Here is a 23,669-nt window from a genome sequence, read left to right as displayed (position 1 = left end):
CGATCAATATTTGATGGCAGACCAACACCCTTGCGAGCCCGCCATACCGGATAGAGTGGCCAGCGCTTCACGAACTTCGATCGCTCAGTGCGGAGAGGAAGAGGCAGTTCGGCCCCCATCGCAGGGTGGATCAGGCATTTCAGGATCGTGTCTATTGCTTTGACTGGGGTTGGTTCATAGCCTGATTGCATCAACCAATATGGCCGAAGCAATGATGCCAAACACGCAATACGCCAAGAGCGGGGACATTCATATCGCCTATCAGGTTTACGGTGATGGCGCTGCGAACGTAGTTCTGGTGCCTGGCTTCATTTCACAGATCGAGACCTACTGGGAAAATCCGAACTGGGCAAACTGGCTGGAACGTTTAGGTCAGTTCGCAAAGGTTGCACTCTTCGATAAACGCGGCACCGGCCTCTCTGACCGCGGAGTCGCTGTGCCTGACATGGACAAACGGATGGATGACATTCGTGCGGTCATGGATGCGGCTGGCATGGAGACAGCTTATGTGCTGGGCATTTCCGAAGGGGGCTCGCTTGCTTCAGTCTTCGCGGCCTACCAGCCGCAGCGCTGTGACGGGCTAATCCTTTATGGTGCTTTCGCTCGCTTTGAGTCCTGGTTCCCAACTGAGGAGGCTCTAAATGAGCTCTTCGGCTACGCGGAGGAGCATTGGGGCAGCGGCGCCGCACTTCCGTTGTTCTGCCCAGACAGCGGCGAAGAGCCATCTTTTCAGGAGTGGTGGGGGAAATACGAAAGACGCGGTGCATCCCCTCGTGACCTCATTGAAATCATGAAGGTCAACAGTCAGATCGACATTACGGATATTCTTCCGGCAATCAAAGCTCGGACGCTTGTGCTGCACAGAACAGAAGATGCCCTAATTGATATCGAAGGCGGAAGGACGCTCGCGCGACTGATACCCGACTCTAGGCTTGTGGAGTTCGCCGGTCGGGATCACTTCGCTTTTGTCGGCAAAGATCGGGATAAGATCCTCGCAGAGATCGAATCCTTCGTCACCGGTTCAAAGCCCAAGCCAGTGTTCGACCGGGTGCTGGCCGCGGTGGTTTTCACCGATATCGTTGACTCGACCTCTCAAGCCCAAGCGCTAGGGGACGAAGCTTGGCACAAGCAACTCGAGGCGCACAACTCGGTCATCAGAGAACAGATCAGCCGATTCAGAGGGAATGAGGTCAAATCACTCGGTGACGGTTTCCTGGCAACGTTCGATGGGCCGGGACGCGCCATTCACTGCGCAAAAGCAATCGGTGAGGAAGTATCAAAGCTAGAAGTTGAGGTTCGCATCGGTGTCCATACAGGCGAGGTGGAAGTCACCGCGGACGACGTGCGCGGGATTGCGGTGAACATCGCGTCACGCATATCCGGGCTGGGTGGAGGCGGGGACATCGTGGTTTCGCGAACAGTGAAGGATCTGGTTGCGGGTTCGGGACTTGAATTCGAAGATATGGGAACACACCGACTGAAAGGACTCTCAGATGAGTGGCAGATTTTCAGGGCGCTCTAAGGACCTACAAAGCTGATTAAAAATAATATTTAATGAGCGCCTTGGGCTGGTCTCTACCGGCTGAGAAGAATAATCGAATGGCCTGACTGAAAGGCTAATCAGTCAGTCTGACAATAGATCCCGCTCTAGGCCAAATGTAATTTCCCCGCTATAGATGTTGAAATGACTGTGATTTCGCGCAGCAGAGCCAAATCATGTTCCACCTGAGCCTCTTTGGACGATTTTCGCTCACTGATGCAAGCGGCGTGGACGTGTGCGTAACGTCGAAGAAAGGTAAGGCCTTGCTGGCCTATCTCGCGCAAACTCCAGGAAAGCCGCGCAGCCGCGAGGAGATCCTAGCGCTGCTGTGGTCTGACCGGGCGGAAGCCCAGGGGCGCGCGTCCCTACGGCAAGTCCTGACCGGTTTGCGCAAAGAGGTGTGCGAGGATTTCCTGTTGATTGACCGAGACAGTGTCACATTAGATCTTGAAATGGTGGAGCTAGCTCCTCCCAACGGCGAAGAATTCCTTTCCGGCTTTAATATCAGAGATCCCGCTTTTGAGGACTGGGTGCGGGACGAGCGCCTGCGTTTCGGAAGCCCGGCGGCGCCCAGAGAAGCTCTGGATGAACGTGATCATTCTTCTGACGCCAAGCCTGCGGTCGCGATCCTACCCCTCCAGAATATGTCAGGGGACGCCGCCCAGGATTACCTGGCTGACGGGATGTCAGTCGATATTGTCACTAAGTTGAGCCGCTTCCGAAACATCGTCGTTATAGGAAGTTGGATTACGAGCCACTTCCGAGGTGAGATTCCGAAAATTGAAGAGCTAGAACAGAAGTTTGGCGCCAAGTATGTCGTAACTGGCAGCGTGAGAACATCAGAGACTCAGATCCGCGTATCAATTCACCTCATAGAGGTGAGCTCTAGGGAGACGGTTTGGGGCGAGAGCTACAATCGAGACATGGCAGATGTTTTTGCAGTGCAGGACGAAATCACGGCCAGCATCGTCAGAACGATCCCGGGACATATAGACCTTCACCACCGCGGACGGCCCGTTTCGATCCGTGAACTTAACATGAGTGATTACGAGTCACTTTTGAAAGCTGAACAATGCCTCCGACAAGGGGGGCGGCAAGGCATTCGTAGAGCAAGATCGCTTTTTCAAAAAGTAGTCGAAGCCGACCCCAAGAATGCCCGAGCGCTTAGCGGTCTGGCACGCACATACATTAACGAAGTGTGGTCTGACTGGGCCGATGATGAATCTACATTGAGCGAATGTGCATTGCGCTTCGCCAAGGAAGCTGTCCGACTGGATCCTCTTGACGCCCGAGCGCAAATTAACCTTGGTGCTTCCTACTTTTTCAACTCTGATTTCGACAAAGCAGCGCTTCACTTTAGACAGGCTCAGGACCTAAATCCCAACGATGCGGAGGTGTTCTGTTTCAATGGATGGTGTCACGCGTTATCGGGCGATTTCGACGCAACCATGTCCCTTACGGAATGCTCGCTCGCGCTATTGTTGCCTCAAGATTCCCGCGATTGTTACATGGCGAGGGCCATTGCTGCTTACACCATTGGCGATTTTGAAGGCTGCCTAAACTTTCTAAATAGCGTATCTTCTGAAGAGGAGGATACTCAGTCCCTAATCTTATCCGCGGCGTGTTTTGAGCGTCTTGGCGAAACGAATAAGGCGGAATGCGCAGTTACTAATTTCATGTCAATTGCTGAAAGAAGCATGCCGGATTTTGTCGATAAGGATGGCGCGGGTTGGCATAACTACTTTGCAAGAATGTTTCCGTTTCGAAACGAGGTTCACCTTAAGAACCTTATTGAACCGCTCAAACGAGCGGGATTTCCTGTTTAGGGCTAGTAGCTCAAAGCATTCATAATATGAGCTTTTGAGGCGGCTGACTGCAATACAACGCTTATCGGCCTTCCATGACTATCGATGCGCTGTTTAAGCGCGGGAATGACCGCTTCTGCTGTAATCCGACCTCCTCCAGGTCGGGCCCTGTGCTCGCGATGCGAACAGAGATGTCTTTCGCCGCCCGCATTGAGACGCTCCAGTTTCGGTCTCCCCTCGATTGTCATCGAAAGTGATACTCGAGGTAAACCAAATAGGGTTCAAACTCGGGCGGGTTGGCGTTTTCGGGATAGCGCGGAATATGTTTGAAGCCAAACCGTTCATAGATTGACAGCATGGGGCGATTACCTTTGCGGTATCTGCATAGACCGCGCGGCATCCCATGTTTCGCGCTTCCTCGAGGCGCATATCAAACAAGCCTTTTCCCAGGCCCTGTCCCTGCGCTTCTGGACGAACGAACATTCGTTTCATTTCGACTGCGTCAGACCTTATTCGTCGGAGCGATCCACATCCCAAAAGCCGCCCATCCACTGCTCTTGCGATTGCGAGGCGGCCTTTCGGCGGCAGCATTTCGTCTAGATGCTCTATAGAGCTCTCCGCCATGTCTTCCGGCGCAAGAACCGGGCCGTCAACCTCTTCGAATGTCTTCAGGACGAGCCTGTAGTAGTCGAGTAGCAAGTCTTGGAACGCAGACACGTCCTCAACCTTGTTGACGAATGATACCTCTGTAGCCCCCAAGGCCATCCCTTTCGATCACAGCAGGCGAACTCTAGCACGCCTTGGTCACAGTAGAAATTTCCAGCGCACGGCCGTCGGGTCAGTCTCCTGTTTGGGGCGGAACAAGATGATCCCAGTGGACTCGGCTACCGACATGAATCGATTTGGCAGGGGTGTAGAGCTTCGGGTTATCCAGAGTGCCGGCAGTAATGGTCACGTGGTCAGGAAGCGCTTGAGCTTCAGCATAAAGTGAGCTGCCACAAGTCGGGCAGAAGTGACGGCACACCTTTCGTCCACTATCCCCGACACTCTCAAAATAACTCGTGGTGCCTTCGACCGAAAATGTCTTCTTCGCGATGACCATGAGGGGAAGATTGCCGCTGCCAGAATGATGTTGGCAATCCCGGCAGTGGCAGAGAAAGGTCATTCGGGCCGGTCCGAAGGCCCGGTAACGGACGGCGCCGCAAAGACATCCGCCTTCCATTTTCATTCTTTTGCCCTCCATGCCGAACCCGATGGTCCAAGCTTACCAGAAAGCACAGGAAAGAGAGCCTTCTTCCGAAGTCACAGTTCAGTCGGTGTCTTTTCGCCACTCTTTTCGATCCGTTGTTTCGCGATGTTCCACTCAAGGCTCGACAGGCGGGTTATTCGGCGCGTCAACTCTATTTCCGAGATGCGGACGAAGTGCACACTCTCACTGAATGAAAGCGCGACATCACTCTCATTTCTGAATTAGGAGCATAGCGTGGAGGAACGCATCGCTCTGGGCGAGAGCAAGGAATATCGGGACTGATACAGACTCACTCGGACACTCGTTACGCTCTCTCCACTACTATGCCTACTAGCAGATCTATCTGCTGTCCGACGTCACTCATTACTCAACTGAACTACTTGCGGGACAGTTGCCATAATACTGATCTACGTGGCGAGGCTATGTGAGACGCGGGGAGCTTTCAGGGAATCTTTGCGGCAGACAACATTCAAGTCTGAGATCTTGATCACAGAACTATCGTGCTTGTTTGCCACAACTCTCGGACTCATCGCTCTGCAAAACTTATCTGCGTTTGATGTTTCGCCTCGCGCAAAACCTGTAGAATTACTCGACCACTCTGAACACTTCCCAATAGGTCGAACCAGACACGATTAATTCACCAAATTTCTTGCCCCAGTCAGCATGCATTTCGATCGATGCGATCTTGTCAAAGAATGAGTCCAACTCAGCCAAGTTCGCGATCTCCATTTCGGACTGAATGATCGCCTCCTTCGCGCCGATTGAGCCGCTCAATGTTCTGGACCGCGAGATGTCGATATCAGTTTGCACCCCAATCTGCTCTTCCCACTCCTTTTGCAAAGCCAAAGCCTCACTCTTCTGACCAAACTTCGCCTCGCAGGTCCATCTTGCGATCATCATTTGGGGATCTCCCTCTTATTTCAGCTTTCGATCTTCATTGATTCAAGAAAAGAAGACAGCGACCCATCATATCACAGAATTTGGACGCTTCCGATGCGCTGTGGTAGATCTGTGCCTCTATACTACGGCCTCACTGCAGTCACCGGTATCCGTTTCTTACCGGGGCGCGATAATTGGGTCGCTTCTATCGTTTGGAGTCGTCCGGTAACTTTTCTGGCAATGAACGCTCCGCGGACGCAATCGACCAATTCTTTCAGCGATACCGCCAAGAAACCATTCACCGAGCTTGATAAGCCATGAGTTGTCTAGCGGCAGGCAGCAGCGCTCGTTGGCAATGCAATCCTGAAGCAGAAGCGACTTTAGATTGGGTTGGCGGGAGCTGACACGTGGAGCCCAAGCGCCGGGCTTCATCCCGTCAGCCATGGGCCAACGAGAACGACGGCGACGGCCATGAGCGCTAGGAGGCGCACATTCGGAGCACTCATCGCCCGTTTTCGAGGCAGGTAGGGGTGAAGTCGCTTGTGATGCTCAGGCTGTTCGCCGCGTTCGTATCGGTTTTCGAGTTGGATCATGTAGATTTCTCTCATTAGCCTGTCCTCCGTGGGTGTGGGCCGAGGCTGCCCGAACACCCCTTCAGACGGCCAGTGCGGCCAAAGCAGCAAACCGCTACTGATTTCGAACTGGATCGGCCCCCGGATGCAGGATTACGATTGCGACATGATCCTTTTTGCTGGGGACATGGCATGAGCACGAAACCTTATGGGTTCATTTGCCCAATCAACATGGCCGCAGAGATAATCGGGCCGCGCTGGACTCTGAGCATCCTCACCAGTTTGTGGAACGGATATACGCGCTTCAATGACATCAGGCGTGCTACTGGGAACATCTCACCAGGTGTGCTTTCTAAACGGCTCGCCGATCTCGAGGCATTGGACCTGATCCGGCGCGTGGAGGATCCGGCCACCGGCAAGATCGACTATGTTCGCACCGAGAAGGGAATTGATCTGGAAGAAGCAATCGGCGCCCTTGCGCGTTGGGCGCAACGGTCCATCGATCTGGAATTGATGACATTCTCCAGCGAACTGGCGAAGGTCATGTGGCAGGTCCAGAAGAACCTAAAGACAGAAGCGTTTCCCCAACGACGCGTCGTCCTGCGTTTTCATTTCTCCGATGAAGAAGGCCCATATCCCACCTATTGGATCGTAGCGGAGCCGGGTGCACCGGTTGAGTTGTGCAGTGTGGTCCCGAATTTCGACGTGGATCTTTTTATTGAGACGACCAAGGTGTCCTTTGCAGCCATAATCTTGGGCCGATCGACAATCGCGCGAGAATTGGCCGCAGACCGCTTGTATATAAGCGGGGACGCCGTTCTCCGAGAGACGATGGACCAGTGGTTCTTCATCTCATACTGGGCCGATACTCCAGGGATACTTGAGTTTGCTGCTGAATAGCTCACAACGCCGAAGTGTGCACTTTAACCGCAACTAAGCTGCCATAAGATCCCGCTCCAGCTTCTCGAACATCGACACATCCTCCTCGGGGTTCTCGAAGAGGTGTCCGTAGACATCCATGGTCATCGTGATCGACGCATGACCGAGTAGCGTCTGGATCTTCTTTGGGTTCCAGCCCTGTTCAATGAAGAGCGAAGCGGCTGCATGCCGAAGTGAATGAATGCCGAACCGCGCCTTGCCTTCAGCATCGACAATCCCGTTCTCTACCAGCATCGGCTTGAAGATGCGGTTGTAGATGTTCGAGTAGTTCTGAACCTTTCCCACCGAGTTCGGGAATACGAGGTTCATCTCACTCCGGGGCGCCTGACGCATCCACTCCTCGAGCGTGCTGCGGACACTCGGTGCCATTGGGATGTCCCGAATGCCCGCCCTGCTTTTCGGAAGACCGATCTCATTGAACTCATCTGCCCGCTGCAGAATACGAATGAGATTTCGGTCGAAGTCGACGGCGTCCCAGGTCAGCCCTCTCAGTTCTGAGATCCTCATGCCGGTGAAGATCGCCGTGACGAACATCGCACGATGGCTCTTGGGAGATCGCTCAATGATGATCCGGATCTCCTCTTTCGTTGGAATGATCCGTTCTTCAGACCGGGCACGCGCCCTTCGCTTGACCTTCACCTCGATGGCGACATTCTGTGCGATCCACTCGCGTTCGACGGCCTCTGAGAGAATGGATCTGAGACTGACCATGATCTTCCTGACCTGGGCGTGTGACACGCCGTCATCCTGAAGATCATCGAGGAATTCCCGCACGGCGCCCCGGGTCAGTTCGGTGAGCAGAAGATTTCCTATCCATCCAGGGCTGGAAATCACAAAAATGTTGTATAAACACAAATGCAAAAATATTTCCGGTGGAAGGAATGTTTTTACCGTTCGCAATCATTGGTCAACTTTGACGGCAATGACGCCTCGGCGGACATTTCTGTAAATAGCCGAAGTCAAACCCTGGTCGCGCTGGTCTGAAGAATTTGCGGAACCGCAAAGCTGTCGTAAGATTGATCTGCCAGGGAGCATACTCCTTGAGCGGGTCAAACTGGCCGCCGGTCGTTTGGAAATGGCGGGCAAGGGGGCGGAGATGATTGCGGACAGGGCGCTCGTTGCCCGCATGGACGCAAGCCTCATGGATTACTGGGGCACCTACGGGCTCGCCGAAGGCGGCAGGCTTGAGAAACTCCGCGACGCGCTGTTCATGCAGACGACGATACCCCACAGTCTCTTCAACAGTGTGATACTCTCGGGTCACGATCCAGATGCCACCGAGACCGCTCTTGGCCTGGGGGCAGAGTGTGCAAGAAATGCCGGCGTCCCGGTTCTCTGGCGTGTGGGCCCAGCCGCCGACACCGCGGGGCTGCGCGCGCGGCTCGAAGACGCCGGTCTCAAGCCAGGCGAGCCTCATCCGGCCATGCTGGCCGATCTGGACGATCTGGACGATATGCCGACAGAGCCCGTCATCGATGGCCTGGTCATCAAGACGGCCAAGGGTCCGGAGGAACGCCGCACCTGGGGTAGACTGACCATCGCATCCTTTGAAATGGAAGAGAGCCTCGGAGAGGCAATGGGTGCCTGCGAAGCCACCATTCCGCCTGACATGTTCGGGGATCAGCCCCGCTACACGGCGTATCTCGACGGTGAGCCCGTGGCGGTGAGTTCACTTGTCATGACGGACGGCATTGCCGGAATCTACGCCGTCGCCACGCTGCCCCGGGCTAGGGCGCGCGGCATAGGAACCGCCATGACCCTTCACGCAATGGCCGAAGGTCGTCGACGCGGTGCGAGGATGGCGACCCTGCAGGCAACTTCCATGGGACGTCCCGTCTACGAAAAGATCGGGTTCCGGACCATCTTCGACTACCAGACCTATCTGCAGGCCTGAGGCGGGCGCTTGGGAAGCCGCTGATGAAGAAAGACCAGAGTTCGTAAACGATCTACTGGAAGACTTTTTTCATAAGCTTGCGGAACTATTGAGCAGTTCAGTCTGAACTTGCCTTACACTTGCCGGCCGGGTCGCACGCGACGTCCCGGCCGCTTTGATCGCAGCGTTGCAGCATTTTACGGTTTATTGGCGTCCGCCCTGAAGGTTTCTACCGCCGCTCTTTTCTGTCGCTGTCCCTTCAGTCGTGCCGCCAATCTGGGAGTCCCCGCCAGTTGCGTGATCGGAGATTTTTCCACCGGCTTCACTAACCAGTCCGCCAAAGGTTCTACCATCCGCGCTGTGAGCATCGGGCAAGCCTCCAGCTAGTGCTCCGGTCGCCGATGCGGACAGGAAAACGAATGTTGCGACAGGTATAAACTTACGAAGTTTCATCTTAACCCCCATGCTAATTGGTGCCGAGAAAACTCGCACGAATGCTGTAAGCTTAAAAAGCCGAGATCGGTTAACAGGCTGTTCCTAGAAAGCGGACAATAATTACGACGATCTATCGTTGATGGTTTGCTTAAACTATGCGGCCTATGGCCCGCTCCGGGCTCTACATGGCCAACTGGGTCTTTCACGCAGATGGCCGGTCCGGCGTGGGCAGCGGTCGGTCGCGAATCTCAGTCCGCAGTTTTGGACATGAATGTCCGCTTCTGCCCTTAGCGGACGCTTGCCGAAGTCCGTCCAACGACTGAGAAGCGGACAATTGGGCACGGCCATAATTTTGCCAAATAATGGCTGCACGAATAAGGCGGGGGCGTGGCACGGGAACACATCAGCGCCATGAATGCTCTGATCGAAAAGCTGCACGAAACCGCAAAATCAAACCAACATGGCGCATCTGAGGATGGAGGAATCACCGTCCTTTCGCTGTTCCTTTTCATCGTCATGCTCATGGCGGCGGGTTTTGCGATTGATGTGAACCACGCGGTTCAGGCGCGCACTCAGCTGCAAGGCGCGGCGGACGCCGCGGGGCATGCAGCGCTTTACACCCGCTACAAGGATCCAGTGGAGCAGAACGCGATCGACAAGGGCATCGCGATCGCCGAGGCGAACATGCCTACATCGATCTACGGTTCGGTGCTCGCAACCGCTGACATTGAATTCGGAGACTGGGACGGGGAAAAACGTATCTTCACCCCTGGTGCGGGTGACACAGCCGTGCGCGTAACAACGCGGCGGACGGGCGCAAACGCAGTGTCGACCTTCCTCCTGAAGCTTATCGGCGTCGACTCCATCAATCTGAATACAGTGTCGGTCTGGGATTACGAAGACGGCTGGTGCCCCCGTGGAGAGGGGTATTTCGCCGTCGGTCGCGTCGATATCCAGTCAAACAACCACTACAAGGACGGGTTTTGTGTTCACTCGGAAACTCATGTCGAGTTCAACCAGGGCTCGATCTTCGATGCCGGTGTCGTCGTTTCGATGCCGAACGAGGGTGACCTTGTGGTTCCACAGTCGGGCATGGATGGTAACTCTGGCCTCTACGAAGCGCTCGACTCGATCAATTACAACCTGACCAGCTTCTTCAACGGCCTCGAGGACCTAGCGAAGCAACACCTCGTCCCAACGGCTTCCATTCAACCGTCCTACATCACCGATTTGACGGCGCCACCGAGCACGCCCAAAAAATGGAATGCGAACATTACCGCGGACGATATCATCCCGAATGCGGTGAACTACATGGACTGTCAGAACAAGACGCTGACCTTTGATAACAACGCGATCATCAAGGATGCGGTCATCGTCACACCCTGCGAAGTGAAATTCAGTTCTGGCGCTGCGCTGGAAAACGCTACGCTTGTTGTGCTGAATACCGGCTCCAAGTCCGTAAGCGCTCCTTCCGGACTCAGGATTGGCGCAAGCACATACTGCAATGATGGCAAGGGCGGCTCGACGCTGATTACGATGGGCGATTTCTCGGTGGCCGCCGGTCTCGAGGTCTATGGCGGGAATGTGATCGCCGCAGGCAACCTGAGCGGGACATCGAACGCAAACGGTCTCGCCGGCATCAATTTCATGTCTGGGGCAGAGCTCGACGTCACCGCAAACGGCGATATGGGCTTCTGTAACTTCGGTCCGCCGACGCCCTTCGCGATCCCGGTTTTCAAGATGGTGATGTGATTTCCGCGCTCCAAGGCTGGCCGCTTCAGGCGCGACGCAATCATCCGAGCAAAATAGTTTGATGACCCTTCTGAAGTGCTAATCGTTCAGGCTGCCAAAAGATCCCGCTCCAGCTTCTCGAACATGGACACGTCCTCCTCGGGGTTCTCAAAGAGATGCCCGTAGACATCCATGGTCATCGTGATCGACGCATGACCGAGTAGCGTCTGGATCTTCTTTGGGTTCCAGCCCTGTTCAATGAAGAGCGAAGCGGCTGCATGCCGAAGTGAGTGAATGCCGAACCGCGCCTTGCCTTCAGCATCGACAATCCCGTTCTCTACCAGCATCGGCTTGAAGATGCGGTTGTAGATGTTCGAGTAGTTCTGAACCTTTCCGACCGAGTTCGGGAATACGAGGTTCATCTTACTTCGGGGCGCCCGACGCATCCACTCCTCGAGCGTGCTGCGGACACTCGGTGCCATTGGGATGTCCCGAATGCCTGCCCTGCTTTTCGGAAGACCGATCTCATTGAACTCATCTGCCCGCTGCAGAACACGAATGAGATTTCGGTCGAAGTCGACGGCGTCCCAGGTCAGCCCTCTCAGTTCTGAGATCCTCATGCCGGTGAAGATCGCCGTAATGAACATCGCCCGATCGCTCTCGGGAGAACGGTCGATGATGATCCGGATCTCGTCTTTCGTTGGAATGATCCGTTCTTCAGAACGGGCGCGGGCCCTTCGCTTGACCTTCACCTCACTGGCGACGTTTTGCGCGACCCACTCGCGCTCGACGGCCTCTGAGAGAATGGATCTGAGACTGACCATGATCTTCCTGACCTGGGCGTGTGACACGCCGTCATCCTGAAGATCGTCGAGGAATTCCCGCACTGCGCCCCGGGTCAGTTCGGTGAGCAGAAGACAACCTATCCTCGGTTCGATATGAACTCGCACATGACTGCGATAGGCTTTCAGGGTCGAGCGTTCGAGCTCGTTTCGCTTGCAGGATTTCAGCCAGCTCTGACAGGCGTCTGAGAGGGTTCTTGCGTGGGTGGACATCGGCACATACTCCAGAGTTCATGTTTGGGAGCATTATACAGCGGGGAAGCAGCTCTGTCGGGCGTTTTCCCACGAAAGCCTATGATTTTCCTAAACTTTCTTCGTTATCGAAGCCGTGCAGAGCCATACGCAAACCCTACGCAAACCCTACAAGAGTGCAGTATTTTGGAAGTAAGTGACAATTTCACACTTGTGTTAATATGGCGCAAATGAAAAATCTTAGTCATGTCTGACAAATTCGTCACTTGCTATGTCCTGGCCTGGTATGGTGCGCGCGGTGAAGCAAGCCGCAATCCCGCCGTTCGGTCTCAGATCAGCACTTACCGGCAGCGCTTTCATGACGAACTCGGGAAAGGGCCTGACGAGTTCAAAATTGGGTTCGTTTCGGATTACGCCCGCACGATAAGATCCCTGGCTTCTTTGCCGAAGCTGCAAGCATGGCTTGATGCATCACGTAAGATCGATGGGCAGCCTAAAATCCTCTTTGAAGACTTGAGGCGGCTGTTTGTTCGATGTCCGAGGGAAAGCCGAGACACACTTTTGCAGGAGCTGCGCGAGCACGGCGAAAACATCATCGATCTCCGTTATCCAGAGAAGCTTTCAAACTTCAATCATTCTCAACAAATGCAATTGCTACTCTGTGGTTCTCCAAAGGTTGCTTCCCAGCGCCAAAAACGATCATCGCGTATGGGTAAGAAGCAGACTGAAGCAGCTATTCGGCAATCAGCCGAAGCGCGCTCCAAGAGAGCGATTGCACAGGCAAGGCAGCTGTCATCCCTTCGGGCAGACATGCTTGAAAAGGGAATGAGCATCACGCTCCGGGAGATTGCAGAAGAGGCAAACAATCGTGGTTTAAAGACTGCGCGTGGCGGCACCTGGTCGCCAGCCACGATCAAACGCATGCTCGATCGCGCCGCTACTCTCGACGACGAGACATGACGACTGACACCCCGACGATGCGTCTACGGATCGAACATTTCTAGACTGCGTCACTATCAGGCTCTGAGGGCGCGTGAGCCGCGCGTAGGGGCGCGTTAGAGGGCATTTAGCTACCCTTCTAGCGGAGCATTCAAAACGCTGCCTACGCGCACCTCTGCGGCCCTTTCACTTTTCGAAGCCGCCCGCGGCGAGCCACCCATCAAGCAGCCCTGAACACTGCAGACCCAACGTCAGCCCGCAGCAGCGATCGCTTCCAGTCTTCGCCGGCGATCTGCGTAGAACTCTCTGAGCTCCGCCACCTGCAGTGCATCGAGATCGCCCGAGGTCTCTTTCTCCTGAAGTTCGGCTTCGACGCTCGTGAAAGTCGACCAGCCATTCTTCGGCGCATCGTCGTCTGTCCATCTTGCGAGCAGATTGGCACTTGCTGTCGAACGCATGTGCTCACTCAGGAGATCGGGGCGCTCCAGGAAGAGCATACGGATTGCGAGTTGGTGCAAGCGGTCATCCTCGAAGCCGTCCAACAGGGTGACGCGTGCTTCCCAGGTCCCACAAGACTGAAACCTCAAGAGATGATCTTTGTCCGCCGGGCTGTAAAATCCATCGTAGATGCGGTTCTCGACCTTAATCTCTTCGTCTGGCCCCGGTGGCGGGTATGTCTCGGCGTAGTGCTGCGCCATGGCGCGCCCCATGCGATCCTGTAGCTCGACATTCGAAGACACGTAGGCCGCACGATCCGCAATCATCGGATCTGCATCGTCGAGCGCAAATACTGCGGGCGTTGCGTTGGTCTTCACCGGTTTCACCACTTTGGGCGATTGCCCGATCAGTCTCACCAGATCCTCAACGGATGCCGCTGCTAGGTCTCGCGGGTCAATGCGCGCAAGATCGAGAACAATTCCCCGGCTGGCATAGTTCGCGTCGAAACCGCAGCCCACACCGATCACCGATCTCGGCGGTCCACCGAAGCGTTCAATGAGCTGCACCGGATGACCCGAACGAAGCAGATCATGAACGTGCTGCTTGTCCCGGTTCTGAAGAAACTGCGTGTAGACCGCGGGTGCCCTGGCGCGAACCTGATCCAGCAAGTGAATGGTCGCCCGGACATCCCCGAGGGCATCATGCGCGATATGGTCCTCGAAGCCATTTGCAGCAGCGAGATCCTCAAGCTTGAAGCTCAGTCGCCCATCCCCGTTGAGTGGCCATGTGAAGCACTCGGGCTTCAAGACATGGACTGCATACATGATCGGCAGGACATCGAGCCGCGTGTTCCCATCGAACTGCATGGCGTAGATCTGCGGTTGCAACGTCTGGAAGAACGACTGCCGCATCATTGGATCATCGAAGCGCAGCGAGTTGAAGCCCGTCCAGGTTGAGGGTGACCACCGTTCAATGATCCCCCGTATCTCACCCATCATCTCAAACCAGTTGGGCAGCGCGGGATCCGTTATCTGATCCAGTGACACACCGGTGACAGCAAGAGCACCCGGAGAGGGGAGAACGTGCGGCGACAAGCGACAGCGCAGATTGACCGTCTCGAGGACATTGAAGTCATCATCAGTATGGATGGCTGCAAACTGCAGGGGATGGTCGAAAGCAGCAGAGCGTCCGGTTGTCTCGAGATCGTAGAATGCGAATGGCATGTGAAAGCAGCCAAGCCCCTTCATTGATATACTTGAGTGCCGTGCAAGCATCAGGACCGAAAGCCCATGCATGTCACGCGCAAGCCCGAACTCAGACCATATACAGGTATAAGGGTGTGATCATAGCAGATCGGTCACCGCCTCTTTTGCGTCGCACCTGTCAAAGCCCCTTACACTGCGCAGGACGCAAATTTCTGTCTTCCTTATAGATGGCGTCCTGAAGAGCCGTCCATCTGCCTCTGAAGCAGGTCTAGGATCGAAATTTAGAAATCGCCTTGCAGACTTAGTTTAAGAATCTCTGTTTAGAGATATTATTGAATCAAGTTACTAGGGCGTTGCTTGATCCAGAGTGCGACAACCGCGCTTCTCCGCCTTTCTCACCCCACCCCTACAGCCTCCGAACCAGACACCGACCAACTCCTTGTATAAGGATGTTCGGTCAAAAAAGTTTTCGGCTTCTTGGGCTGGAAACTGAGTAGTCTTAGCCTGAAGGTGGCTGTGAGGGCGCTCCTCAGTTGGCCGCGGGACGTCGGTGGGGCACGGTTTCTCAGAGTGCTTTTGACTTTGGGCCGGGAGTTCCGACGATCCTCATGCACGGACTTTCCCATCGGCGGGATAAAGACCTCAGGGCGCGGTCAACCTTCTGGTTCAGTTCGACATAGGAAAGCAGACGGCCCTTCTTGCCCAACCGAACCGGACGAGTGCTTCGCCGCTTTTTCGCCCACTCGGCATGGTGAATGGAGGCGAGTGCACGATGAACACGATCCAATCCATAGACACCGGTTCGTTGGAAGGCCTCCATTTCTGACAATGACGCAGGCGGGGGCAATCGACCTGAAGCAGCGAGATCTACTGTTGGGAGGAAGAACTCGAAGAGTGGCTTTCGATGTTGCTTGAAGTCATAGCCATAGAGATCGCCAATCGTTTGCAGTCCAACCGCACCGGCTCCTCCGATCTTGTCCCAATCACCCTTCAAGCTGACCTCTATACGCGAGCGCTTGTGTTCTGCCTCAAGAGGGACGGAGCATTTCTTCTCGGGATCACGACGGTCCGAGATTTTGTCCATGATCCGCAACATGATTGGAGCCTCTTTCGCCCCGATATAGCTGGTCAGATCCAGCGGTGGCTGATTGTGGGCTTCCAGGGATAGTGGCGCAGCAACTCTGCCGTCCAACCCGAGCAGAGTTGCCCGATGTAGCAATGCCGACGGAGCGCGCAGCTTCGTGTCGACCCAATACTGCGCGGTATGCCGTGCCTGTTTCTCAGTATAGTAGCGCGGCCAGTTCCGATCGAGATCGGTCAGCACGGGTTCTGGTCGGATATGCCGCCTCAGAACTTCGGTCATTTGCCAGCGCAAGTGGTCTCTCTCGGCAGGACTAATTGAACCCGTGTCAGCGACGCGAAAGTCCACCGCGACCTCAACGCCCGAAATCTGCACTTTCCCGACATCATCTGCACGTGCCGCGTATCGGTCATGAAGAGCCTCTAGGAACAGGTAGAAGCGTCTCGGCTGGGGATCCTGAACGCGAACAAGAAAGTCCGAACCTTGATATCCAGGCTGTCGCTCCGGACCAGAGACGAAGACTGTGGACCGAGCGCCCAGTTCACCCAGGAACCTTGCGGCGACCTTCTGAACATTAAGGGACTGATGCTCTGTGAATGTGCAAAACCGGAACTCGAGCCAGTCGATAACTGCCGAGCAGTGATACCTGTTCAGGTCCAGCACCGGCGTCATAATGGACCGACCGAGAAGAACGGGCTGCGGGCGTCGACCTGCGGCAGGCGCATAAGAGCTTAGATCATAGTCCAGACACGGTGGTTCGGTAGAGTGCTCGCCTGAGGGAGGCGACTGGAAAACGATCGGGCATCGATATCGCATGGAGAACCCTTGCGAAGCAGTTGCGTAGGAAATGGTCTCGAAAGAATGCGTCTCAGAAAAGCGCTCTTCAGGAAATTTCAAGGACGCGCTCGACGCATTGAGCATAAAAGGCCGTTACACATGCTCGTTGACGCCAAGGCGGCCTAAGGGGGCAGGGGGGCAATCGAACAGCCCTAGAGGGCGCCTTGGTAGCCTACGAGATACGGACTGGGCCACTTCGCTCCTCGGCAAGATCTGAAACCGTCAATCCGCAGCCAGCCGGGCAAGCTCAAAGAGGTTCTCGAGGGTCTCTTTAAGCGCACCGTCGATCCGGATGCAGCCATCGAGATTGGCGATCCGATACATGGCAACGAGTTGCTCTTCGTCGGGATCGAGTGGCAGCCCAAGAACCTCAGTCAGCACTTCATGCACCTCGGGGTGATATTCGAGAAGTGCGCATTCCAGGAACGCCGTCTGATCAATCCCGAGAACCTGTGCCAAGGCCGGAATGCGTGTCAGGGGAACCTTTGTCTGTCCGTTCTTCATCATTGAGAGCACGTTGGGCTTGGGAAATCCGACACGCCGAGCGATCTCTGATTGTGTTAACAGGGAGCACTCGATTGCATCGCTGAGCATGCGGGCCGTTGGAGATGTGAGCATGATTGCCATCCTTTCACTGAGAAGCTGATGCTTTGTGATAGGAGGCACTTCGATGTCCTGCTGAGGAGCAAAGGTATTGACGGTCAGGCGACGTCTCGCCGTCTTCCTGTTGTGAGCCAGTCAGGTTGCGAGAAGTCCTAGTTGGTCTCGGGCAAGGCTTATGGAGGACTGTCGGGCGTGGCGCGCGGAAATCTCGGCATCCTTATAGTAGCGCACCCGAGGCGCGCGATCCGCGGGTTCGGGCGCAAATGGCGGCTTTCGCCGTATGCAGACCTTCATCGGATGAGGCTCGATGTCTGCCATGTGGGACGATCCGGACAGCTTGCACGGGGTTTATGACCAATGTCCGCCGTTTACAGCGAGTAATGCGTGAGGTTCATGAGTTATTGGTTGCTGAAACTCCAACTCGTCGAGGACTTCTATTCTTCTGTTCTTCTACAATTAGGCGCTCAGATGCTTACTGTTGAACCAATGAAGGCCAATAGGCGGCGAAAACGCATAGAAACACTCGAATGTTTCTGCTATGTTTTGCGTTGTGTGTTGATTTGGGGGAATAAATGTTAAAGAGCACTCAAATTCTCATTGCCTCGGTCCTGGTTTCGATAGGATTTCCTGCCGGAGCCGCGACCTACGACTACTACTTTTCTTTCGAGAACGTCCTGAATGGGGGTGGGACGGTAACCGGGGTCGTTAATGGACTTGAGGATGATACCGCAAATCAAGTCGCGACGGTCGAGATATTGTCGAACAGCAGCGGGTTTGGCGTAGGAATCTACGATAACATTTGCCCGCCAGCTCCCTTGGATCCATTAGGTTGTAGCTCTTGGACGGTTTCTGGTGGTGAGATTGTCGATTTCTTTTTCTTCGTCACAGAATTCGACGTAGATGCGACGCTTTTCTTAGAATCGGCTGAGCTTTCTGGTGTTGGATGGCGCGCCGGCATTGCGGCGGGAACCAGTTCAATCACGACGGGACTGGCGGGTGTAAGCACAGAGGACATTGGGCTTGTGTTCACTCGTCTTCCTGCTGCAGTTCCGCTACCCGCAAGTCTACCGCTAATTATCGCTGCGTTTGGAGCGCTTGCGGGGCTTTCAATGCGCAGGAACTTCAGCACTAAGTCCGTTAGCGACTAATCGAACCAGGCCGCTTGGCGCGGCTTTGAGTATCGTCCGTTCTGGGCTGATTGTGTTGAAAAAGTCGGTGTCCCGCCTGAAACGGTCGGATCAACAGAACATCTTCCCGTGAAGGTGCGCCATCGCAAACCACGTTTTCTGAATGGCGATTCTTCAGAACAAGATTCCAGAATTTGAACGCGATTTTCGGCTTGCGGAGTTTTTCAACAGTATCGGCTTAAGGCAGCCATCTGACCGTTTGACTCAGATGACCGCTTTCTCGCGGTAACCGGCCATCCGAGGCCGTCGGGAATGCGGTTCTAGGTCAGAACGTCGACCCGTTCCGAGAGCGGACCTTCCTCAGATTTCACTCGATGTCCAAGCGGCGGACCTTCTGCCATACCGACGCGCGTGTAGTTCGACATTGCCTCGCATCTTGGCCGCTGTCTCCAAGGCGCCGATTATAGTCATCGGGATCGGCACACGATCCGAACTTTGTCTAAGCCAAGCTGGGTTCTAGACGTCGGCGAAGCGCCACTCTCGATGTTTCGATAAGTTAGGGCAAATATGCAGTGCCCAAGGCAAAAAACCGTTGCCGGAACAGTAAGCTATGTAGTGATCCGCGAAGAGCACAGCTGGTGAAAGCGATCTTAACAATTGTGATTTTGTGACCGGGTTCACGTTGCAGAGGCGTTTTGCCCCATTAATTCCCGGAGAATTGTCTGAAGCCGTCGTCAACGGACCATCGAGCATTGCAATAAGGGTATCGTGACTTGGTTTGGTATGTGTAGCGAGTATGCCCTGGCCTTTGTGTCCCTGAAGACTAGGGCAGTTTGATAGTAACGTTCGCGCCACGGCGATAAAGCTTGTGGCCTTAGTCGGTGATTGGAGTGAAAATGCCTGGAGTCAACGAGTTGATGCAGGAGCTTACAGCATGCGAGAAGATGTGGCTTCTTGCGGGTGAGCTGCTGCGTGACGAAGGTATCGAGGAAGTGACGGCCCAGCATCTCGCTGAATTGCTGGGCCAAACGCTTTCCTGTGTTGCCATCCACGATACTCTTTGCCCGCTTGATCAGAAGAGTGTTGCCAGTGTTCTCGAACGTGCAACGTCTACCGCGTCACAGCTGCACGCCGAGTTTGTCAACGAAGTCCTCAAGCGCAAGTAATCAACAGTATCCAGGGTAACGCACGCAGTGCAAATCGTGTGATGCCTAGTTTATTGATTTTGCTTTGGAAAGTGGTGCCCGGGGGCGGAATCGAACCACCGACACGAGGATTTTCAATCACATTAACAATAGTAAATACAATTAGTTAAAGTAGTGTGTATAAATTAGTGTAGAACTTTTTCTTCCAGTCGTTGGCGGAAATCGCATCGAGAGATCTTAGGTATTGATACCAAAGAAAAAAATTTCCGTCCCAGAAGGAGAATATTCTGTCGATAAGGATAGTGCGGGCAAGTGGCAGAGTCGTCTAGAGCTAGCGTGAAGACACATCGCTGTACAGCCTTGGCTTGTGTCGAAAGACCGCTTCGACGCGATAAACGGTCATCCGAGCAAACCAGTCAGATGTCTCAGACGAGCCCATCTGCACGAATCACGTTCCGTATGTTCGACCAATTCCTGAAACCATTGGGCAAGAATTCGTTGGATTGTTTCGAATGTGAAAGGCGTTCAACAGATTTCAGCCGCAATTGCAAAGAATCTGGCTAAATTTTGCCAATAATCAGAATGAGATTAACGTAACGTCATCTCTGAGGGGAGAACACGGTAATGAAGAATTTTCAGAAGCTTCTCGCTTCCGCATTTGTGCTGGCATTGTTGGCGATGGCACCAAGTGTCGCCGAGGCGCAGAATTGCAACAAAAACCCCAACCATCCGAGATGTGGTGGCGGTGGCAGCGATGATGGTAATGGCGGAGGTAATGGGGGCGGCAATGGAGGAGGCGCTCCGGTAATTTACAACTGGATGCCTTCCGATATTGGAGTAGCATTTGATAGCGGGATCACGGGTGCCGGGTCTCACATTGTCACGTTGGATAATTTCAGCGGAACAACCTATCCCGGTAATCTGGACGGAACGGTACAATCGCTGACCCATGGCGCGTGGACATCGCTCCAGTCCAGCCTGATGGCTCCCGGAGCAAGCTCGGTCGATGTAAACCAGCCTTCGGGTCGTAGGGACCGCTCGGGTTCGATAACACGGCACTATTCGTCCAGCGCGACGTTGCAGGTTGTGAACCTGAGCTTTGGATTGTTCGATCCCGTCGGGACGGATGTTGATGATCCGAACTACTCCTTCGGATACAGCATCTGGGACTCGCTTGTGGATGAGGCGAACAATCCGGTCGGAGATGCCGTGTTCGTCAAAGCATCGGGCAATCTCAACGGTCAAACCGTCGATACGGGGACGTTGAACATCGGCTTTCCCCTTCCTTCGCCACATCTCGATGTGCTGAATCTGTCCCTGATTGGTGCACCAAATGCGCTTTTCGTCGGTGCGCTGAATCCGACCGGAACGATTGCGGACTATTCGACGATAGCAGGCGACGATACGGTCGTGCAGGACATGTTTCTCGTGGCGACCGTTCGGGATGACCTGACCGGCTTGGCGGGAACGTCTTTTGCGGCTCCGATCGTGTCCGGTGTGGCCGCGCTGGTTGGCGACAAGCACGAGGCATACCTTCTTGGCATAGACAACCGTGCCGAAATAGTCGTCGATCATCTGCTCGAGACCGCGCAGACTGATACGATAGGCGACTTCTCCGACAGCTGCACGCTGACTGTGGACGGTAAATGCGAGCGCAGTAGCATTTACGGCGTGGGTGAAGTTTCGATCACCAATGCGCTATCGCCAATTTCGCCGCCCCAGTAAGTTCTTGAGGTTGATTAAACGGCCGGGGATTTCCCCGGCCGTTTTTCTATTAGAATCTCAGGTTGTAGCGCAGCGAAAGGGCGAACTGGTCTTCGGGCGCACGGTCTTCGAGGTACCGTAGTGTTTCGGATGGCGGCAGAATGGAGTCGGCCATCCGGCAGTTGACCCTCTGCACCCCGCCGATCGCGCCATAATCCGCCGTGCAGGCCTGTTCGCGGAAGTATCCACCAATGATCGTCGTGACCGAGACCGAGATCCATTCGGTCTCGGTGATCGGATCGGTGAGGATGAGGCCGAGTTTCAGGCTTGGGTCGATCTCGTATTTGTCGCCGCTTTCACCCGTGCCGAAGCCCCAGAGAACGCCGAAGTTTTCCGTTACCGGTGAAAGCCAGGTGAAGCGGATGTCCTCGTAGTCGGAACTGTAGTAGCGGTCAAAGGAGTAGCGGGTGCCATCGGACAGCCCCCCGCTGAGATTGCCGTAGCTGCGGGCGAGAGAGGAAAGATTGCCCTCTTCCACGCTTATCAGCCGGAGATCCTCAAAGAAGGACTGCGCCTCTGCGACTTTGCCCGAAGACAGACACAGCAAAACACACGCCAACTGATACTCAGCGCGTATCCTCCTTTTGATATGCTTCCGTGGGCGCCTCGACATTCGCAAGCCCAAGTTTTTCCTAGGATGATTATATACTCAATCGCGCAAACATGTGTCCTCAATGAGGAAAATGCGGATTGCGCGCGCTCTGGTGGCACCTGTGCGGCACCACGGAATGCCGTGCCGTATCGGTCATGAAATGTTCGATCACCACGGTGAACAGATCATCCCGACAAAGCCCCTGCCTGACCGCTTCTGCGTCGATCTGGTTCACGAGTGGATTGTGCCCCCAGACCATCATGCCTTTGATCGGTGGCTCGAGGTCTGACGAGGTCAAGATTTGACCAAGCTGGCCTCTGTGGAGGCTCCGCGTTCCCTGCGGAGATAACTCCGGACATTCGGGCGCAGTGTTGTCGAAGGTCGGATATCCCTCGATGGAAAGGCCGCCGCCGGGCAGTTTCCAGTGCCCGAAAAGGATCGCGAGGGCGCTGAGGCTTCTGACGAAGACGTCACCAGTCCGAGACTGCTGGGGACCGATGCCTAGGCGCATCGGAAGTCACATCACCAAGGTGGTTTTCCCTCGACACCCCCGGAAATACCCCCAGATTTACTGGCTGCCCCCGGACGGTCGTGGACGACGCTGGATGCTGAATCTTTTGAAATCAACCCCTTGGGAGGATTTCGGACGGGTATGGACGGCGCTGGACTTTGAAGTGGTGCCCGGGGGCGGAATCGAACCACCGACACGAGGATTTTCAATCACATTAACAATAGTAAATACAATTAGTTAAAGTAGTGTGTATAGATTTGTGTAGAACTTTCTTCTTCCATCCGCTGGCGGAAATCGTACCGAGCGATCTAAGATATTGATACCAAGGAAAAAATCTCCGTCCCAGAAGGGGAATATTCTGTCGATATGGATAATGCAGGCACATCGCAGAGTCGTCTAGAGCCAGCGTGAAGACACCTCCATAAGCAGCCAAAGGCTACGTTGAACGACCGCTTCGTCGCTATAAACGGTCATCTGAGAAAATCAGTCAGATGTCTCCTGCGAGCCGATTGTGTTGAAAAACTCGGTGTCCCGCCTCGGAAGGTCGAATTGGCAGAACATCTTCCCGCGAAGTTGCCTCATCGCAAACCATGTTTGCTAAAAGGATATCTGCGAGAACAGAGTTCCAGATTTTCAACGCGAATTTCGAGTTGCAGAGTTTTTCAACACAATCAGCCGATTGTGTTGAAAAACTCTTCTTGAGCGACGCCTTGGCGGCTGATTCACTTCCCTTGAGGCAAGGGAGGTCTGGCGATGATGGGGCCGAGGCAGGTGGCGCAGGGCGCGCTGTTCTACGAGTTCTCGATCGAGGATCATGTCCCGACGGATCACCTCTTGAGGTCGATCGACAGGTTCGTCGACCTCGGCGACATGCGCCGTCATCTTGCGCCGTTCTACAGTTCGACGGGACGGCCGTCGGTTGATCCCGAGCTGATGATCCGAATGCTTATCGTGGGATATGCCTTCGGCATCCGGTCGGAGCGGCGGCTCTGCGAGGAGGTGCATCTGAACCTGGCGTATCGCTGGTTCTGCCGGCTCGATCTGACCGATCCGGTGCCCGACCACTCGACCTTCTCGAAGAACCGTCATGGGCGGTTCCGAGACAGTGACCTCTTCCGGCATCTGTTCGAGAGCGTTGTCGCCCGCTGTATCGCCGAGGGTCTGGTTGGTGGTCAGACGTTCGCCTCGGATGCCAGTCTGATCCGGGCGGACGCGAACAAGCAGTACGCCGCGGCCAAGGCCGATTGGGACCCTGAGCGGATCGATGTGGCGTCCGCGCCGCGTGCCGTGCGCGAGTATCTCGAAGTCCTCGACGATGCCGCCTTCGGAGCGGCCAGCGAGGTCGACCCGAAGTTCACCTCCTTCGCCGA

At 54.8% G+C, this 23,669-nt stretch carries 21 protein-coding genes; 10 read left to right on the top strand and 11 right to left on the bottom strand.

Annotation, left to right across the window (positions count from 1 at the left end):
* Positions 1-199 precede the first annotated feature (199 nt).
* On the top strand, positions 200-1,522 hold the full coding sequence (locus RXV90_RS23570; protein ID WP_316652463.1) for an adenylate/guanylate cyclase domain-containing protein: 1,323 nt from the start codon (positions 200-202) through the stop codon (positions 1,520-1,522).
* Positions 1,523-1,716: 194 nt separating this feature from the next.
* On the top strand, positions 1,717-3,366 hold the full coding sequence (locus RXV90_RS23565) for a tetratricopeptide repeat protein (protein WP_316652461.1): 1,650 nt from the start codon (positions 1,717-1,719) through the stop codon (positions 3,364-3,366).
* Between the two features lie 93 nt (positions 3,367-3,459).
* Here RXV90_RS23565 and RXV90_RS25910 read toward each other — a convergent pair whose 3' ends face one another.
* The 4 genes from RXV90_RS25910 to RXV90_RS23550 form a co-directional block, all read right to left on the bottom strand.
* Positions 3,460-3,936, bottom strand: a complete 477-nt coding sequence (locus tag RXV90_RS25910; protein ID WP_410482398.1) for a GNAT family N-acetyltransferase — start codon at positions 3,934-3,936, stop codon at positions 3,460-3,462.
* A gap of 247 nt (positions 3,937-4,183) precedes the next feature.
* Positions 4,184-4,573, bottom strand: a complete 390-nt coding sequence (locus tag RXV90_RS23560; protein ID WP_316652459.1) for a GFA family protein — start codon at positions 4,571-4,573, stop codon at positions 4,184-4,186.
* A gap of 606 nt (positions 4,574-5,179) precedes the next feature.
* Positions 5,180-5,494, bottom strand: a complete 315-nt coding sequence (locus tag RXV90_RS23555) for a hypothetical protein (RefSeq protein WP_316652457.1) — start codon at positions 5,492-5,494, stop codon at positions 5,180-5,182.
* A 407-nt stretch (positions 5,495-5,901) separates the two neighbouring features.
* Positions 5,902-6,081, bottom strand: a complete 180-nt coding sequence (locus RXV90_RS23550) for a hypothetical protein (protein WP_316652455.1) — start codon at positions 6,079-6,081, stop codon at positions 5,902-5,904.
* A gap of 156 nt (positions 6,082-6,237) precedes the next feature.
* On the opposite strand from RXV90_RS23550, the gene RXV90_RS23545 reads away from it, so the two are divergent.
* Positions 6,238-6,945 (top strand): winged helix-turn-helix transcriptional regulator, encoded by a 708-nt coding sequence (locus tag RXV90_RS23545; RefSeq protein ID WP_316652454.1) that lies wholly within the window; start codon positions 6,238-6,240, stop codon positions 6,943-6,945.
* A 33-nt stretch (positions 6,946-6,978) separates the two neighbouring features.
* Here the strand turns inward: RXV90_RS23545 and RXV90_RS23540 are convergent, their stop codons facing one another.
* Entirely contained in the window at positions 6,979-7,884 is a 906-nt protein-coding gene (locus RXV90_RS23540) for a tyrosine-type recombinase/integrase (RefSeq protein WP_316652452.1), read from the bottom strand.
* A gap of 196 nt (positions 7,885-8,080) precedes the next feature.
* Between RXV90_RS23540 and RXV90_RS23535 the strand changes: the two genes are divergently transcribed.
* Positions 8,081-8,878, top strand: coding sequence for a GNAT family N-acetyltransferase (locus tag RXV90_RS23535; RefSeq protein WP_316652450.1), 798 nt, complete (start codon positions 8,081-8,083; stop codon positions 8,876-8,878).
* Between the two features lie 801 nt (positions 8,879-9,679).
* Complete coding sequence (locus RXV90_RS23530) at positions 9,680-11,044, top strand: Tad domain-containing protein (protein WP_316652448.1); 1,365 nt, start codon at positions 9,680-9,682, stop codon at positions 11,042-11,044.
* A gap of 86 nt (positions 11,045-11,130) precedes the next feature.
* Here RXV90_RS23530 and RXV90_RS23525 read toward each other — a convergent pair whose 3' ends face one another.
* The gene (locus tag RXV90_RS23525) at positions 11,131-12,078 is read right to left on the bottom strand and encodes a tyrosine-type recombinase/integrase (protein ID WP_316652447.1); all 948 of its coding nucleotides are present in this window, start codon (positions 12,076-12,078) and stop codon (positions 11,131-11,133) included.
* Between the two features lie 225 nt (positions 12,079-12,303).
* Here RXV90_RS23525 and RXV90_RS23520 point away from each other — a divergent pair, with 225 nt between their 5' ends.
* Positions 12,304-13,017, top strand: coding sequence for a recombinase family protein (locus RXV90_RS23520; RefSeq protein ID WP_316652445.1), 714 nt, complete (start codon positions 12,304-12,306; stop codon positions 13,015-13,017).
* A 230-nt stretch (positions 13,018-13,247) separates the two neighbouring features.
* Here the strand turns inward: RXV90_RS23520 and RXV90_RS23515 are convergent, their stop codons facing one another.
* From RXV90_RS23515 to RXV90_RS23505, 3 genes are all read right to left on the bottom strand, one after another.
* Positions 13,248-14,657 carry an exonuclease domain-containing protein gene (locus tag RXV90_RS23515; protein WP_316652444.1) on the bottom strand — a complete coding sequence of 470 codons (1,410 nt, stop codon included), beginning with the start codon at positions 14,655-14,657 and terminating at the stop codon, positions 13,248-13,250.
* Positions 14,658-15,204: 547 nt separating this feature from the next.
* Positions 15,205-16,392 carry a hypothetical protein gene (locus RXV90_RS23510; protein ID WP_316652442.1) on the bottom strand — a complete coding sequence of 396 codons (1,188 nt, stop codon included), beginning with the start codon at positions 16,390-16,392 and terminating at the stop codon, positions 15,205-15,207.
* Between the two features lie 387 nt (positions 16,393-16,779).
* Positions 16,780-17,016, bottom strand: coding sequence for a hypothetical protein (locus RXV90_RS23505; RefSeq protein WP_316652440.1), 237 nt, complete (start codon positions 17,014-17,016; stop codon positions 16,780-16,782).
* Positions 17,017-17,732: 716 nt separating this feature from the next.
* On the opposite strand from RXV90_RS23505, the gene RXV90_RS23500 reads away from it, so the two are divergent.
* The 3 genes from RXV90_RS23500 (at position 17,733) to RXV90_RS23490 (ending at position 21,157) form a co-directional block, all read left to right on the top strand.
* Complete coding sequence (locus RXV90_RS23500) at positions 17,733-18,308, top strand: VPLPA-CTERM sorting domain-containing protein (RefSeq protein WP_316652438.1); 576 nt, start codon at positions 17,733-17,735, stop codon at positions 18,306-18,308.
* An 875-nt stretch (positions 18,309-19,183) separates the two neighbouring features.
* Complete coding sequence (locus RXV90_RS23495) at positions 19,184-19,453, top strand: hypothetical protein (RefSeq protein ID WP_316652436.1); 270 nt, start codon at positions 19,184-19,186, stop codon at positions 19,451-19,453.
* A gap of 603 nt (positions 19,454-20,056) precedes the next feature.
* Positions 20,057-21,157, top strand: coding sequence for a S8 family serine peptidase (locus RXV90_RS23490; RefSeq protein WP_316652434.1), 1,101 nt, complete (start codon positions 20,057-20,059; stop codon positions 21,155-21,157).
* 49 nt (positions 21,158-21,206) lie between these two features.
* Here the strand turns inward: RXV90_RS23490 and RXV90_RS23485 are convergent, their stop codons facing one another.
* Together RXV90_RS23485 and RXV90_RS23480 are read right to left on the bottom strand one after the other, a co-directional pair.
* On the bottom strand, positions 21,207-21,674 hold the full coding sequence (locus tag RXV90_RS23485; protein WP_316652432.1) for a hypothetical protein: 468 nt from the start codon (positions 21,672-21,674) through the stop codon (positions 21,207-21,209).
* A 193-nt stretch (positions 21,675-21,867) separates the two neighbouring features.
* On the bottom strand, positions 21,868-22,086 hold the full coding sequence (locus tag RXV90_RS23480; protein ID WP_316652431.1) for a hypothetical protein: 219 nt from the start codon (positions 22,084-22,086) through the stop codon (positions 21,868-21,870).
* Positions 22,087-23,052: 966 nt separating this feature from the next.
* Between RXV90_RS23480 and RXV90_RS23475 the strand changes: the two genes are divergently transcribed.
* Positions 23,053-23,669 (top strand): transposase (locus RXV90_RS23475; protein WP_316652429.1); only part of this gene is annotated, 617 nt, incomplete at its 3' end.

This window comes from Ovoidimarina sediminis, assembly GCF_032586175.1.
GTDB classification, from domain to species: Bacteria; Pseudomonadota; Alphaproteobacteria; order Rhodobacterales; family Rhodobacteraceae; genus Ovoidimarina; species Ovoidimarina sediminis.
The sequence above is the reverse complement of the archived record's forward strand: the minus strand, read 5'-3'. Positions and strand labels throughout refer to the sequence as shown.

Coding starts and splice junctions, on each gene's coding strand:
- RXV90_RS23490 (WP_316652434.1), top strand. CDS start 20,057: ATGAAGAATTTTCAGAAGCTTCTCGCTTCCGCATTTGTGCTGGCATTG.
- RXV90_RS23510 (WP_316652442.1), bottom strand. CDS start 16,392: ATGACGCCGGTGCTGGACCTGAACAGGTATCACTGCTCGGCAGTTATC.
- RXV90_RS23500 (WP_316652438.1), top strand. CDS start 17,733: ATGTTAAAGAGCACTCAAATTCTCATTGCCTCGGTCCTGGTTTCGATA.
- RXV90_RS23570 (WP_316652463.1), top strand. CDS start 200: ATGGCCGAAGCAATGATGCCAAACACGCAATACGCCAAGAGCGGGGAC.
- RXV90_RS23560 (WP_316652459.1), bottom strand. CDS start 4,573: ATGAAAATGGAAGGCGGATGTCTTTGCGGCGCCGTCCGTTACCGGGCC.
- RXV90_RS23535 (WP_316652450.1), top strand. CDS start 8,081: ATGATTGCGGACAGGGCGCTCGTTGCCCGCATGGACGCAAGCCTCATG.
- RXV90_RS23555 (WP_316652457.1), bottom strand. CDS start 5,494: ATGATGATCGCAAGATGGACCTGCGAGGCGAAGTTTGGTCAGAAGAGT.
- RXV90_RS23520 (WP_316652445.1), top strand. CDS start 12,304: ATGTCTGACAAATTCGTCACTTGCTATGTCCTGGCCTGGTATGGTGCG.
- RXV90_RS23525 (WP_316652447.1), bottom strand. CDS start 12,078: ATGTCCACCCACGCAAGAACCCTCTCAGACGCCTGTCAGAGCTGGCTG.
- RXV90_RS23545 (WP_316652454.1), top strand. CDS start 6,238: ATGAGCACGAAACCTTATGGGTTCATTTGCCCAATCAACATGGCCGCA.
- RXV90_RS23565 (WP_316652461.1), top strand. CDS start 1,717: ATGTTCCACCTGAGCCTCTTTGGACGATTTTCGCTCACTGATGCAAGC.
- RXV90_RS23495 (WP_316652436.1), top strand. CDS start 19,184: ATGCCTGGAGTCAACGAGTTGATGCAGGAGCTTACAGCATGCGAGAAG.
- RXV90_RS25910 (WP_410482398.1), bottom strand. CDS start 3,936: ATGCTGCCGCCGAAAGGCCGCCTCGCAATCGCAAGAGCAGTGGATGGG.
- RXV90_RS23550 (WP_316652455.1), bottom strand. CDS start 6,081: ATGAGAGAAATCTACATGATCCAACTCGAAAACCGATACGAACGCGGC.
- RXV90_RS23515 (WP_316652444.1), bottom strand. CDS start 14,657: ATGCCATTCGCATTCTACGATCTCGAGACAACCGGACGCTCTGCTGCT.